Consider the following 13,076-nt stretch of genomic DNA (forward strand, 5'->3'; position numbering starts at 1 on the left):
GAAGGAGCGCCCATGCCGACGCATCACGAGATCCCCGCGACGCCCGACAAGATGGTGCTGGGCTATTTCGACGCCGCGCTTCCGCCCGTGCTCGAGATCGACTCGGGCGATACCGTCACGATGCATTCCTTTCCGGCGGGCGGGCGGGAATCGCTCCATCCCGACCCGTCGCGGGTGCCGGCCGATCTCCTGGCGGCGCTCGAGGCTTGCGTGCCCGGCCCCGGCCCGCATTTCGTCACCGGCCCGGTCCATGTCCGGGGCGCCGAGCCCGGCGACGTGCTTCAGGTCGAGATCCTCGATCTGAAGTTCCGTCAGGACTGGGGCTTCGTCGCGATCCTGCCGCTGCTGGGCACCCTGCCGGACGAGTTCACCGACTACGAGACCATCCACCCCGACATCGACGTCGCGCGCGGCGTCTGCGTGCTGCCCTGGGGCACGGAGCTGAAGCTCGATCCGTTCTTCGGCATCCTCGGCACCGCCCCGCCGGCCGCCTGGGGGCGCGTCGGCACGCCGGTGCCGCGCGGCTTCGGCGGCAACATGGACAACAAGGAGCTGAAGGTCGGCACGACGCTGTACCTGCCGGTCTACAACGCGGGCGCGGGCTTCTATGCCGGCGACGGCCACGGCGTTCAGGGCGACGGCGAGGTCTGCATCACGGCGCTGGAGACCGGGCTCACCGGCACCTTCCGGCTCACCCTGCGCAAGGACCTCGGCTACGAGTGGCCCTTCGCCGAGACGCCGACCGACCTTATGTCCATCGGCCTGCACGAGAGCCTGGACGAGGCGATGCGGCAGGCGGTGCGCGAGATGATCCGGCATATCTGCGCCCGCACCAGCCTGACCCGCAACCAGGCCTACATGCTGTGCTCGCTCGCCGGGAACCTGCGCATCACGCAGACGGTGGACGGCAACAAGGGCGTGCACATGCTGATGCCGAAGAGCGCCCTCCCCTGAGCGCGGGCGGGCGGCGGCCGGCCCAGGCACAGGCTTGGGCCGGTCGCGCCTCATTCGAGCGCCGCCGCCTCCCGCGTGGCGCTCCCGACGCGGGAGCGCGTGACGAGGACGCGGTCGCCGTCGCGGCGGATCTCGACGGTCTCCGGCTCCGCGCCGGGCTGGCGCGGCGTCGAGAGGGTCACGCTCTGCTCGGCGGCCAGCACCGTCTCGAAGCGGACCGCAGGAGCGGCCACGCGGGGAGCCAGCGTGACGACCACGCGGTAGCCCTTCGGCTCGGCGGTGTAGTAGGCGATCCCCGACACCGTGCCGAGATCGACGCTGCCGGCCTGGAGGGGCCCGATCTCGGCGGCCGTGGCGGAGCCGAGGGTGGCCGCCGTGACGAAGGCGGCGGCCGGGAGAAGGGTGCGAATGCTCATGATGCTTGCGTCTTTCCGGTGAGCAGGGCCCGATGCCCTTGCCTGTGACGCGAATATGTTTTGCGCTGCGGCATGGATCAAACAGGTCGTATCGGTAATGACTATTGATCAAATCGATCTCAGCCGGATCGATCTGAACCTGCTCGTCGCCCTCGACGCGCTGCTCTCGGAGCGCAGCGTCACGCGCGCGGCGGCGCGGGTCGGCGTCGGCCAGTCCGCCATGAGCTCGAGCCTCGCGCGACTCAGGCGGCTCCTCGGGGACGAGCTCCTGACCCGCGCGCCGGAGGGGATGCGCCCGACCCCGAGGGCGCTCGCGCTCGCCGAGCCGCTGCGGGCGACGCTCCGGCAGATCCGGGCGCTCGTGCATCGCGAGCAGGTCTTCGATCCGGCCACCGCCGAGCGCAGCTTCACCATCAGCCTGCCGGACAGCACGGAGGTGCTGCTCGGGCCGCGCCTGCTCGCCTTCCTGCGGGCGGAGGCGCCGGGCATCCGCCTGCTGCTGCGCTCCGTCGACCGGGCGCATATCGTGGAGGAACTCGACGCCGGCCGGGTCGATCTCGCCATCGGCCTCCTGTTCGAGGGACAGGCGCACCACAAGCAGCGGCTGCTCTACCGCGACAGCTATGTCTGCCTCTTCGACGCGGAGAAGCTGGGGCTGGAGCCGCCGATCTCGCTCGAGGATTACCTGCGCTTCCCGCATGTCCTCACGAGCCTGCGCGAGACGGCGCACGGCATCGTCGACGACGCCCTCGCCAAGCTCGGCCTGAAGCGGACCCTGGCGGTGACGACGCCGCGATTCCTGGCGGTGCCCTTCCTGGTGCGCGCGGCGCCGGTCGTCACGACCATGCATGCGCGGCTGGCGCATTACTTCGCGCATGCCCTCGGGCTCACCGTGAGCCCCGTGCCCGTCGCGGTGGAGGACGTGGCGATCACGATGCTCTGGCACGCTTCCCACGACGAGGATCCGGCCCATCGCTGGCTGCGCCAGACCCTCGTGCGCCTCGCCAGCGAGACGCAGGATGTGGAGCCGCTCGAAGTCCATCCTTGAGCGAGTCCGCGGCAGGCCGCCGCTCATGACAGTCCGCGCTTGTCGGCCGACAGGAGCCGGCATTGCAACGATTCCAGACTCGTGCACATTTGCGCAATCGACGCAGGCCCCCTCGGGCCCGGCCGAACGCCACGCGCCGCGCGTCACAGAGAACGAACGCCAAAACACGGCGACAGCTCAGGGGATAGGACGATGCTCGAAGACTCCACCCAGACACTCGGCGCCTGTCCCCACGACTGCCCCGATACCTGCTCGATGATCTACACGGTCGAGGGCGGCAAGCTCGTGGAGGTGCGCGGCAACCCCGACCACCCGATGACGCGCGGCGCCCTCTGCGCCAAGGTCAAGGATTTCGACAAGCACCACTACAACCCGGACCGGGTGCTCCACCCGATGCGCCGCAGCGGCCCGAAGGGCAGCGGCCAGTTCGAGCGCATCACCTGGGAGGAGGCGCTCTCCGAGATCCACCGCCGCTTCACCGCCGTGATCGAGACCCACGGCCGCGAGGCGATCCTGCCCTACAACTATCTCGGCAACGAGGGCATCGTGCAGGGCCTCACCGTGGGCGACGCGTTCTTCAACAAGCTCGGCGCGACGGTGGCGGAAAAGACCTTCTGCGGCTCGGGCTCGTGCACCGCGTGGCTGCTGACGGTCGGCCCGACCAACGGCACCGACCCGATGAGCTTCACGGAATCGAAATACATCGTCATCTGGGGCTGCAACTCGATCTCGACCAACATCCACCACTGGCATGTGGTGAAGGAGGCCCAGCGCCGCGGCGCCAAGGTGGTGGTGATCGATCCCTACCGCTCGCGCACCGCCAAGGAGGCCGACTGGCACCTGATGCCGAAGCCCGGCACCGACGGCGCGCTGGCCATGGCGCTCATCAACGTCATCATCGCCGAGGGGCTCACCGACGACGACTACATCGCCCGCCACACGGTGGGCTTCGAACCGCTCAAGGAGCGAGCCGCCTCCTTCACGCCGGAATACGCCGAGAGCGTCTGCGGCATTCCGGCCGACGACATCCGCAAGCTCGCGCGGGAATACGCCACCACCCGCAACGCCGCGCTGCGGCCGGGGGTGGCTGTGGAGCGCAGCGCCGGCGGCGCCCAGGCGCTGCGGGCGATCTTCTCCCTGCCCGCGCTGACGGGCTCCTGGAAGGACGCGGGCGGCGGCATCTACCAGATGCCGCTCTGGGAGTTCCCGGTGCATTGGGACCGCGTCTGCCGGCCGGACCTCATCCCCGAGGGCACGCGGGCGCTCAACGTGCTCAAGCTCGGCGAGATTTTGACCGGCGAGGTCGGCATCGATCCCGGCGTGCACGCCCTCATGGTCTACAACGCCAACCCCGTTTCGAACTCCACGGAAACGGAAAAAATCAAGCGCGGGCTGGCGCGCGAGGACCTGTTCACGGTGGTGAGCGAGCATTTCGTCACCGACACCGCCCGCTATGCCGACATTCTGCTGCCGGCCACCATGGCGGCCGAGCACGACGACATGATGTTCTCCTGGGGGCACTTCTTCTTCACACTGAACCAGAAGGCCATCGAGCCGCCGGGCGAGACGGTCTCCAATGCCGAGCTCTTCCGGCGGCTCGCCAGGACATTCGGCTTCACCGAGCCGCAGTTCTCCATGTCCGAGGCCGAGCTGATGGAGTGGTATCTCGATTGGGAGAGCCCGAAGCTCGGCGGCATCGACATGAGCCATTTCCGCGAGCACGGATATTACCGCCTGAACATCGGCGATCCCGGCACGCGCACGCCCCATGCCGAGGGCAACTTCCCGACGCCCTCGGGCAAGTGCGAGTTCTATTCGCAGAGCGCCGTCGACAACGGCAACTTCGTCGCTCCGCCCTTCCGGCAGATGTACGAGGCCAAGCAGGGCGGCGAGCCCCTCGACCCGCTGCCCGGCTACGTGCCGGCCAACGAAAGCCCGGCGACGAACCCGGCCCAGGCCGAACGCTACCCGCTCAACATCGTCTCGCCCAAGAGCCACGGCTTCCTCAACTCGCAATACGCGAACGAGGCGCACAAGATCCGCTCGCAGGGCGAGCAGGCGATCCTCATCAACCCGAAGGACGCCGTGACCCGCGAGATCACCGAGGGTTCGCAGGTGAAGGTCTTCAACGATCGGGGCGCCTTCCACGGGCAGGCCAAGGTCACGGAGGACGTGCCGCCGGGCATGGTGGTGGCCTCGCTCGGCTACTGGCACTCGCTCAACCGGGGCGGGGCGGTGAACGTCATCAGCTCGTCCACCTATGGGGGCATGGGCCACTCGCCGACCTTCAGCGACAACCTCGTGCAGGTGGGTCTGGCGCAATAGGCGCGGACACCACCGGGCACTGATCGCGCGCTCGTCCCTCTCCTCGCGGGGAGGGATCGAGGTCCGGGGTGCTTCGGACATTACCGCCGCGCCGGAACCCTTCTGCCCACGAGGAGGAGGAGGGTTCCGGCCCGCTCAGGCGGCGGCGTCGTAGACCGCGTGCCACATGGTCGCCGGCTCTCCGCGCGGGCCGTAGCGGAAGCGGGTCTTCTCCCTCACCGAGCCGAACCCGGCATCGCGGATCATGGCGGAGAGCGCGTTCGCGCCGAAGCGCCACCAGATGTTCTCGCTCAAGCCCCCGTCATACTGCATCAGCGGCAGGCCGTCGTGCCGGTCGAGATCGGGATAGATACAGTCGGAGATCAGCGCCTTGCCCCTGGTGACGCGGCGCATGTTGTAGAGCGCGCGGGCGGGATCGCGCAGGTGCAGCAGCAGGTCTCCGCAATGCACGAGATCGAACTGCCCCAGCCGTTCCGGCGACAGGTCGTAGACGTTGCAGTGCTCGTGCCTCACCGAGGAGCCGAGCCGCTCATGCGCGAGCCGGAAGCCGTCGCCGAAGCGGCGATCCAGATCCGCCTCGCTCATGGAATCGCGCAGGCGCCAGGGCAGGTCGAGCTCGCGCGCCGTGCGGATATCGAGGGCGACGACCTCGGCCGCGCCGCGCTTCTCGAACTCGAAGGACCAGAACCCGTCGAAACAGGCGATGTCGAGCACGCGCATTCCGTCCAGCCGGTCCGGCAGCCCGTAGAGGGGCAGGATGTCGCGATGGTCGTAGAACCCCGGCGTGACCACCCCGCCGAGATCGAGGGTGTGATACCAATCGAGCTTCGATACGGCCCGCGACAACTCGTCCTTTGCCGGCTCTACATCGGCGTTGGCGGGAGCGGCCGGTGCGGGCGCACTGGGGCGGCGACGGCGCAAGGCCCCGATGGGCAGGGACAGCTCGAACCCGGCCCGGTTTCCGCTCGCGAACACTGTCGTTCGGACGCCCAGAAGCTCCACGTTCCTTGTCGCCATCGCCCGCCCGCTCCCACGAAATCTGCAATGGCAAGTGGTAGCATGAATTCATACAGCGTCCGCCCGCCGGTCGTGCTCCTCCACGGATCGCGCCTGCGGCAGAATGCTCACGCCGGGCGGGGCCGCCGTGCCGCGCGGGTCCGAAGCCGGCGCCAGCCCATCACCGTGCCCGAGATGGAGACGACGAGCCCTGCCGCGCTGAGCAGCCAGAGCACGATGTCCCAGGCCGGACGGTGCCTCAGCAGCAGGCCGAAATCGAGGGTGTGCAGGCCGTTGAACACCCAGCGGTTGATGCGGCCGGAGCGGTCGAGGCGGTTCAACACCTCGCCCGTGCCCGGATCGACGTGGAACCAGGTCGCGTCGGCATCGTCGAAGACGACGCGGATCACCGGCAGGACGCGCTCGCGATGGTGGGAGTACCAATAGGCGTCCTCCTCCGCGAGCGTCTCGAAGCGGACCGGGGACGCGCTCGGCAGCAGGCGCGGCGCAGCGGCACGGATCGCGGCCGCGAGATCGGATGTCGGCGCGCAACAGCGCTCGCTCCGGCGATCCCGATGCAGCGCGATCGCCTGCGGCCGGCCACCGACGGCGGCGAAGCGCAGCTCCACGACGTCCGAGCCGGCGGCGCGCAGGGCGGAGGGATCGAGGGCGAGCCCCCGCTCCGGCGTGCCGGCATAGCGCTCCAGCATGTCGCGGGGCGGGTTCGGCGAGGAGAACCAGCGGTTCGGGTTCATGGAGAGCCAGCCGCTGACGATGAAGGCGAGCAGGCTCACGCCCCCGACGAGGCCGCCGATGTGATGCCACGCGGCGAGACCGCGATAGGGCGTCGCGGCGCCTGTCGGATAGCGCCGCCGCAGGCGCAGCCGGAGGATGCCGGCGACGAGCCCGGCACCCGCGTTCAGGGCCGCGACGCCCGAGACCCAGAGCACCACGTCGCGCCAGAGATCGGCCTCGGCCCGCAACGGCGTCGGATAGATCCAATGCGTGACGGCGCCGAGCCAGTTCCAGATCCGTTCCGAGCGGGTGGTGTCGAGAGCGATCTCGCCCGTGCGCGCGGAGACGTAGAGCCGCGTATCCTCCGCGTCGCCGAGAGCGATCAGGTGGAAGGGACGCAACGGATCGAAGCGGGCCGTCACCGACCACTGGTCGCGGCCGATCTCCCCGATGAGCGAGGGCGCGGCGGCACGCGGGTCGCGCGCGGCGACGGCGAGGGCCTCCCCGGTGGAGACCGCATCGATCCTCGTGCCGTCGCGCGCCGCAACGGTGCTCCGGCGGCCATCCCAGCCAGTGATCCGGTAGACCGGGCGGCCGGCGAGCATCCCGAGGCGCAGGTCGCGGGGAAGACCGTCGATCCCGGCCGCCGCCAGCGCCGCGCCGGGGCCGATGGCGACCTCGTCCCAGGCGATGGGCGGCAGACCGGCGCGCCGCTCCGTCTCGGTCAGCGAGGGGAAGCCGACATACATCATCACGAGGCCCGACAGGAACCAGGCGACGAAGAGCAAGCCGGTGCCGATACCGAGCCAGCGGTGGCCGAGAAACAGCCACCGCTTCGCCCGCTTGAGGATCGCGCGCCCCCTCACCACGCCACGTTGTAGGCGATCTCGAAGGAGCGCGGCCGGCCGAGCAGCCAGTTCGTGCCGACCCCGTCCACGGCATTGCCGCTGATGGCGTAGACCTTGTCGAAGACGTTGTAGACGCGCAGGCTCAGGCGCGAGTTCGCCGTCACCTGATGGTCGAGGCCGAGATTGACCAGGGTATAGCCCGGCCGCCGGGCGGCGTTGCCGAAGTCGCTATAGACCTGCCCGATATTCTGGAGGCCGATGCGCGCCTCCCAGTCGCGGGCGAAGGCCCAGTTCAGCCAGAGATTGGCGACGCGCTCCGGCACGTCGATGGGCTGGTTGCCGGCATAGGACACCGCGACGCCGCCCACGTTCTGGGTGAAGGCATCGTATTGCGCATGCAGCAGGGCGATGTTGCCGTCGATGCGCCAGCCTGCCGGCAGGTGGAGCGAGAGCGCCGCCTCGACGCCTTCGGAGGATTGCTGGCCGACCTGGGTCGAGAATTGCGGCGAGCCGGGAATGGCCGAGATCAGGTTGTCCTTCACGATCCTGTAGCCGGCAATTGTCCATTCGAGGCCGCCCGAGAAGGCGAGCCCCTTGGCGCCGACCTCGACCTGACGCCCGGTCGAGAGCTTGAAGGTCGACAGCGATTGCGACAGCGAGATCAGGCTGCCCACCGGATCGGTCGCGGTGGCGTATTGCACGTAGAGCGAGGTATCGGGCGTCGCGGCGAAGACCAACCCGAAGCGGTAGCCTAGCCCCTGGAACGACTTCTCGAAGGCGGCGCCCGTCTGGAGGTTGTTGCGCTGAAGATTCGAGGCGTCGAAGCGCACGCCCGTGAGGAAGGAGAGCCGGTCGGTGAGGATCAGCCGGTCCTCGGCGAAGACGGAGGCCTGGTTGGTCTGCGTCGCGTAGGCCGGAATCGCGCGCCCGTTCTGCGGAAACAGGCCGGGATCGTAGCCCATCGCCGGCACGCTGGTGCTGGTATCGAAATAGAAGTTGTTGGTGTGGCGGAAATCGACATGGTTCACGTCGAAGCCGGCCGAGAACTCGTTGCGCAGGCCGAAGACGTTGCCCTTGACGGTCGCGTCGAAGCGGTTCCCGATCTGCTCCTGCTGGTGGTAGATCTCGAGATAGTCCGAGCGGTCGATCAGCCCCGTGCCGCGATTGAAGGCGTATTGCTCCACGTCGAGCCAGTGGCGTCGGCTCTGCAAGCGGTAGGCGGTGTTGCGGATGGTGACATCGGCAGTGGGCGTCCACTCGGCCTTGAGCTGGGTCCAGTTGTCGGCCCATGTCACCTTGGCGTCGCGGACATTGTAGTTGTTGAAGCGCAGCGCATTCAGGATGCGCCCCTCGACCAGCGGCGAGCCCCAGTAGCGGGCCGGCTCCTGGTAGCCGAGATCGTGCGAGAGGGTGAAGGCGAGGTCGGGGGTCGCCTGGAGCAGCAGCGCGCCGGAGACCGCGAGGTTGCGGAAATCGCCCTCCGGCCGCATCCAGCCATCCGAGCGGTTGCCGCTGACATTGAGACGATAGGCGATGGATTCGCCGATGGGGCCGCCGGAATCGAAGGCGAGCCGCGCGGTGCCGTCCGAGCCGATGGCGGCGCGCGCTGCGTTGATGGGGATGAAGCTCGGCTTCTTGGTCACGACGTTGACGACGCCGCCGATGGCGCCGTCCCCGTAGAGCACGGAGGCCGGCCCGCGCAGCACCTCGATCCGCTCGATGTTCCAGGTGTCGAAGGGGAAGGTGACGGTGCCGGCGCCCACGAACAGGCGGGTGCCGTCGTAGAGCTGCTGGATCGAGTTCGGCCCGGCGAAGCCCCGGCTCGCAAAGGCGCCGTTGCCGTTGCCGGGAGCGGCGATGGTGGTGATGCCGGTGGCGTTCTCGGTGACGGCCTCCTGCACGGTGTTCTGGCCGCGCAGCCGCGCGGTCTCGCCGGCGATCACGTCGACGCTGGCCGGGGTCTCCAGCGGCGTCAGGCCGAGGCGGCTCGCGCCCCGGTCGGGGGTGCGCAGGTTGAGCCCGACCGGATCGGCGCGGGTGAGGCTGACGCCGCCGCCACGGCCCTCGACGGAGAGCTGGTCGAGGACGACGCCGTCCTGGGCCGGCTCGGCCTGGGCGGCGGCGGGGAGGAGCAGGCAGAGCGCGCACAGGCTCGCGCTGTGCGACAGGTTCGAAAGGCGGGACACGGGATGGGCCTCGGGCAACGGCAGTGGCACGTCACCGCGAACGAGGCCGGATCACACGGGATGCACGCAGGCAGCCGGGCGCTTCGACACCCGCCAGGACACCCCGCCCGACGCGTTTCGCGTGTGACCACGACTGACGGCAGGTCTCCTGGCTCGCGGGTCGCTGCCCTCTCACCGTCTTCCCGGACGAGGCTCGTCCAGTGACACGGGTGGCGGAGGGCTCGCCGCTTACAGTTGCGGGGGCAGCCGCGGCATCGGGGCAAAACCCCTCACCGCGTTCCCTTTTGATCCTCTCGCGAGGAACCGTCGCCCTCACGGTAGGAGGCGGGTGGCGGCCGCGTCAATCGGCCCGAGCACGCGGCCGTGGGTTGTGGCGCGCCGAGCACAATCGGGAAACACGCGCCCCGGCGGCTCCCTACTCCGCCGCGACGCGGGGCGGCCGATAGGCGGGGGGATGCTCGTCATTGGCCGGATCGCCGACGCGCGTGAAATCCGGCTCGCCGTCCGGCTCGTCGCGGGCACCGACGAAGCGCGAAAAGAGCCGCACGAACAGGCGCGAGAGGTCGTCCATCAGCACGAAGAAGGCCGGCACGAAAAGCAGCGACAGGCCCGTCGAGACGATCAGCCCGCCGATCACCGCGATCGCCATGGGCGCGCGGAACTCGCCGCCGATGCCGAGCGCCATGGCGGAGGGCACCATGCCGGCGGCCATGGCGATGGTGGTCATCACGATGGGCCGCGCGCGTTTGCGGCCGGCATCCACGATTGCCGTGGCCCGGTCGACGCCGGCGCGCATCTCCTCCACGGCGAAGTCGACCAGCATGATCGCGTTCTTCGTCACCACGCCCATGAGCATGAGGATGCCGATGACGACGGGCATCGAGATCGGCTTGTTGAAGATCAGCAGGCCGAGGATGGCGCCGCCGATGGAGAGCGGCAGCGAGAACAGGATCGTCATCGGCTGGAGGAAGTTGCCGAAGAGCAGCACCAGCACGCCCGTGACCATCATCAGCCCGGCGCCGATGGCGAGCGCGAAGCCCTCGAAGACCTCGCCCATCACCTCGGCATCGCCCGTCTGGCTGATGGTGACGCCGGGGGGCAGGTTCCTGGCAGCCGGCAGGGCCATCACGCTGGCGATGAGCGAACCCAGCGCGTCCGAGCCCCGCATATCCGCCTCGATGGCGACGCGCACGGAGCGGTCGTAGCGGTCGATGGCGGTGGGGCCCTGGCCGAGGGTGAGGTCGGCGACGGTGGAGAGCGGCACGGCGGCGCCCCCCTTCACCGGGACCTTCATGGTCTCGATCTCGGAGAGATGCCCGCGCATGCTCTCCGGCAGTTGCACCCGGATCGGCACCTGCCGGTCGCGCGCGTTGAACTTGGCGAGGTTGGCGCCGATGTCGCCGATGGTGCCGACGCGGACCGTCTCCGCGATCAGGTCCGTCGAGACACCGAGATCGGCGGCGACGCCGGCTTTCGGCGTGATGCGGATCTCGGTGCGGTCGAGGGGCGCCGTCGAGATGACGTTGACGAGATGGGGCACGCCGGCCGCCTCGCGCTGGAGACGCGCCGCGACATCGGCCACCACCGCCTTGTCGGGCCCGGCAATGATGAGGGCGAGGTCGCGCTGGCCGCCCTCGCGGAGCGCCCAGAAGCGGATGTCCGGCTCCTGGCGCAGGATCTCGCCGACCTCGACATCGACCTGCTTCTGGGTGCGGTGGCGCTCGTTCTTGGGCGTCAGGTTGATGGTGAGGCTCGCGAGACGGACCTCCTTCTTGCCCGGCAACTGGCGGCCGCCATCCACGAAGACGCTGCGTACCTCCGGCAACGCCCGGATCTTCTCGACCAGCGTGTCGGTGACGCGGGTCGTCTCGGAAAGCTTGGCGCCCGGCGGCAGCTCCACCACGAAGAGCGTGCGCGCCGCGTCCTCCGCGGGCAGGAAGCCCGCCGGCAGCAGGCCCGTGGACATGATCGAGGCGGCAAAGCAGGCGAGCCCGGCCACCAGCGTGATGTATTTGTGCCGGACCGACCAGGCGACGACGCGGGTATAGGTCCGCATCACCAGGCCCTCGCGGGTATGGTCCGGCCCGTGGTCGCGCAGGAAATAGGCGGCGAGCAGCGGCGTGATGAGCCGTGCCACCAGCAGCGACATGAACACCGCCGCGGCGATGGTGAGCCCGAACTGCTTGAAATACTGGCCCGCGATGCCGCCCATGAAGGACACCGGCGAGAAGATCGCGATGATCGTCGCGGTGATGGCGATGACCGCGAGCCCGATCTCGTCGGCGGCCTCCAGCGCGGCGCGGTAGGGCGATTTCCCCATGCGCATGTGCCGGACGATGTTCTCGATCTCGACGATGGCGTCGTCGACGAGGATGCCCGTGACGAGCGTGATGGCGAGCAGGCTCACGGCGTTCAGGGAGAAGCCGAGGGCGCTCATCACCCAGAAGGTCGGCAGCACCGAGAGCGGCAGGGCGATGGAGGCGATCAGCGTCGCGCGCCAGTCCTTCAGGAACAGCAGCACCACGATCACGGCCAGCGCCGAGCCCTCGAGCAGCCCCAGCATAGCCGAGTGGTAATTCCCCACCGTGTTGGTGACGGAGGTGTCGATCAGGTCGAAATGGACGCCGGGATTGGCCTTGCTCAGGTCGGCGATCTTCTTCGCGACGCCCGTGGCCACCTCGGCGTCGCTGGCCCCCGTGGCCCGCGAGATGGCGAAGGCGACCACGGGCTCGCCGTTGAACCGGGCGAAGGTGCGCGGTTCCTCCGAGGTGTCGGCGAGAGTCGCCAACTCGTCCAGACGCACCTTGCGGTTGCCCGGCACGACGATGGAGGTCGCCGCCAGCGTGTCGAGGCTGGCCGAGGCCGCGAGCGTGCGGATCGACTGCTCCTGGCCGCCGACCTCGGCGCGCCCGCCCGCCATGTCGGCGGAGGTGAGGCGGAGCTGACGGTTCACGTCCGCCGCCGTGATGCCGAGCGCCAGCAGCCGGTCGGGCTTGAGGGTGACACGGACCTCGCGCGCCACGCCGCCGAGGCGCTCGACGCCGCCGACGCCCTTCACCCCCTGGATCTGCCGCGCGATCACGTCGTCCACGAGCCAGGACAGGTCCTCGGGCGTCATGGCGGGCGCGGAGGCGCCGTAGACCATGATCGGCAGGCCGGCGATCTCGACGCGGTTGATGATCGGCTCGTCGATGGTGCGCGGCAGGTTGAGGCGGATCTTCGAGACCGCGTCCTTGACGTCGTTGACGGCGCGGTCGGTGTTCACCTCGAGCCGGAACTCGATGGTGGTGATCGAGGAGCCCTCGGTGATGGTCGAGAGGATGTGCTTGACGCCCTTCACGCCCGCCACGGAATCCTCGACCCATTTCGTCACCTGGGTCTGCAACTCGGAGGGCGCGGCGCCGGCCTGCGTGATCGTCACAGAGACGATGGGGATGTCGATGTTGGGGAAGCGCGTGATCGGCAAGCTGCGGAAGCTGACGAGGCCCAGCACCATCAGCACCAGGAACAGCACCAGGGGCGGCAGCGGGTTGCGGATCGCCCAGGCGGAGACGTTGAGGCGCATCGC

Annotated in this window: 8 protein-coding genes and 1 riboswitch; of the genes, 3 read left to right on the forward strand and 5 right to left on the reverse strand. The window is 69.3% G+C overall.

Going from position 1 to position 13,076, the window contains the following annotated elements; all coding sequences use genetic code 11:
• Positions 1 to 12: 12 nt before the first annotated feature.
• The gene (locus ACP56T_RS15520) at positions 13 to 954 is read left to right on the forward strand and encodes an acetamidase/formamidase family protein (RefSeq protein WP_430913038.1); all 942 of its coding nucleotides are present in this window, start codon (positions 13 to 15) and stop codon (positions 952 to 954) included.
• Positions 955 to 1,004: 50 nt separating this feature from the next.
• Here ACP56T_RS15520 and ACP56T_RS15525 read toward each other — a convergent pair whose 3' ends face one another.
• Positions 1,005 to 1,370, reverse strand: coding sequence for a hypothetical protein (locus ACP56T_RS15525; protein ID WP_430913039.1), 366 nt, complete (start codon positions 1,368 to 1,370; stop codon positions 1,005 to 1,007).
• Between the two features lie 97 nt (positions 1,371 to 1,467).
• Between ACP56T_RS15525 and ACP56T_RS15530 the strand changes: the two genes are divergently transcribed.
• A complete protein-coding gene (locus tag ACP56T_RS15530; RefSeq protein ID WP_430913040.1) occupies positions 1,468 to 2,418 on the forward strand; it encodes a LysR family transcriptional regulator in 951 nt (316 codons plus the stop codon).
• A gap of 192 nt (positions 2,419 to 2,610) precedes the next feature.
• A complete protein-coding gene (locus tag ACP56T_RS15535) occupies positions 2,611 to 4,743 on the forward strand; it encodes a molybdopterin-containing oxidoreductase family protein (protein ID WP_430913041.1) in 2,133 nt (710 codons plus the stop codon).
• A gap of 135 nt (positions 4,744 to 4,878) precedes the next feature.
• Here the strand turns inward: ACP56T_RS15535 and ACP56T_RS15540 are convergent, their stop codons facing one another.
• The 4 genes from ACP56T_RS15540 to ACP56T_RS15555 form a co-directional block, all read right to left on the reverse strand.
• Complete coding sequence (locus ACP56T_RS15540; protein ID WP_430913042.1) at positions 4,879 to 5,760, reverse strand: class I SAM-dependent methyltransferase; 882 nt, start codon at positions 5,758 to 5,760, stop codon at positions 4,879 to 4,881.
• Between the two features lie 107 nt (positions 5,761 to 5,867).
• Positions 5,868 to 7,340: a PepSY domain-containing protein gene (locus tag ACP56T_RS15545; RefSeq protein WP_430913043.1), complete on the reverse strand. Its 1,473-nt coding sequence runs from the start codon at positions 7,338 to 7,340 to the stop codon at positions 5,868 to 5,870.
• Positions 7,337 to 9,508 carry a TonB-dependent receptor gene (locus ACP56T_RS15550; protein ID WP_430913044.1) on the reverse strand — a complete coding sequence of 724 codons (2,172 nt, stop codon included), beginning with the start codon at positions 9,506 to 9,508 and terminating at the stop codon, positions 7,337 to 7,339. The genes ACP56T_RS15545 and ACP56T_RS15550 overlap by 4 nt, the downstream gene beginning before the upstream one ends.
• A 121-nt stretch (positions 9,509 to 9,629) precedes the next feature.
• Positions 9,630 to 9,831: riboswitch (cobalamin riboswitch) on the reverse strand.
• Between the two features lie 92 nt (positions 9,832 to 9,923).
• The gene (locus tag ACP56T_RS15555; protein ID WP_430913045.1) at positions 9,924 to 13,073 is read right to left on the reverse strand and encodes an efflux RND transporter permease subunit; all 3,150 of its coding nucleotides are present in this window, start codon (positions 13,071 to 13,073) and stop codon (positions 9,924 to 9,926) included.
• Positions 13,074 to 13,076: the final 3 nt, after the last annotated feature.

The sequence above is a fragment of the Methylobacterium endophyticum genome, assembly GCF_050591105.1.
Classification (GTDB): Bacteria; Pseudomonadota; Alphaproteobacteria; order Rhizobiales; family Beijerinckiaceae; genus Methylobacterium.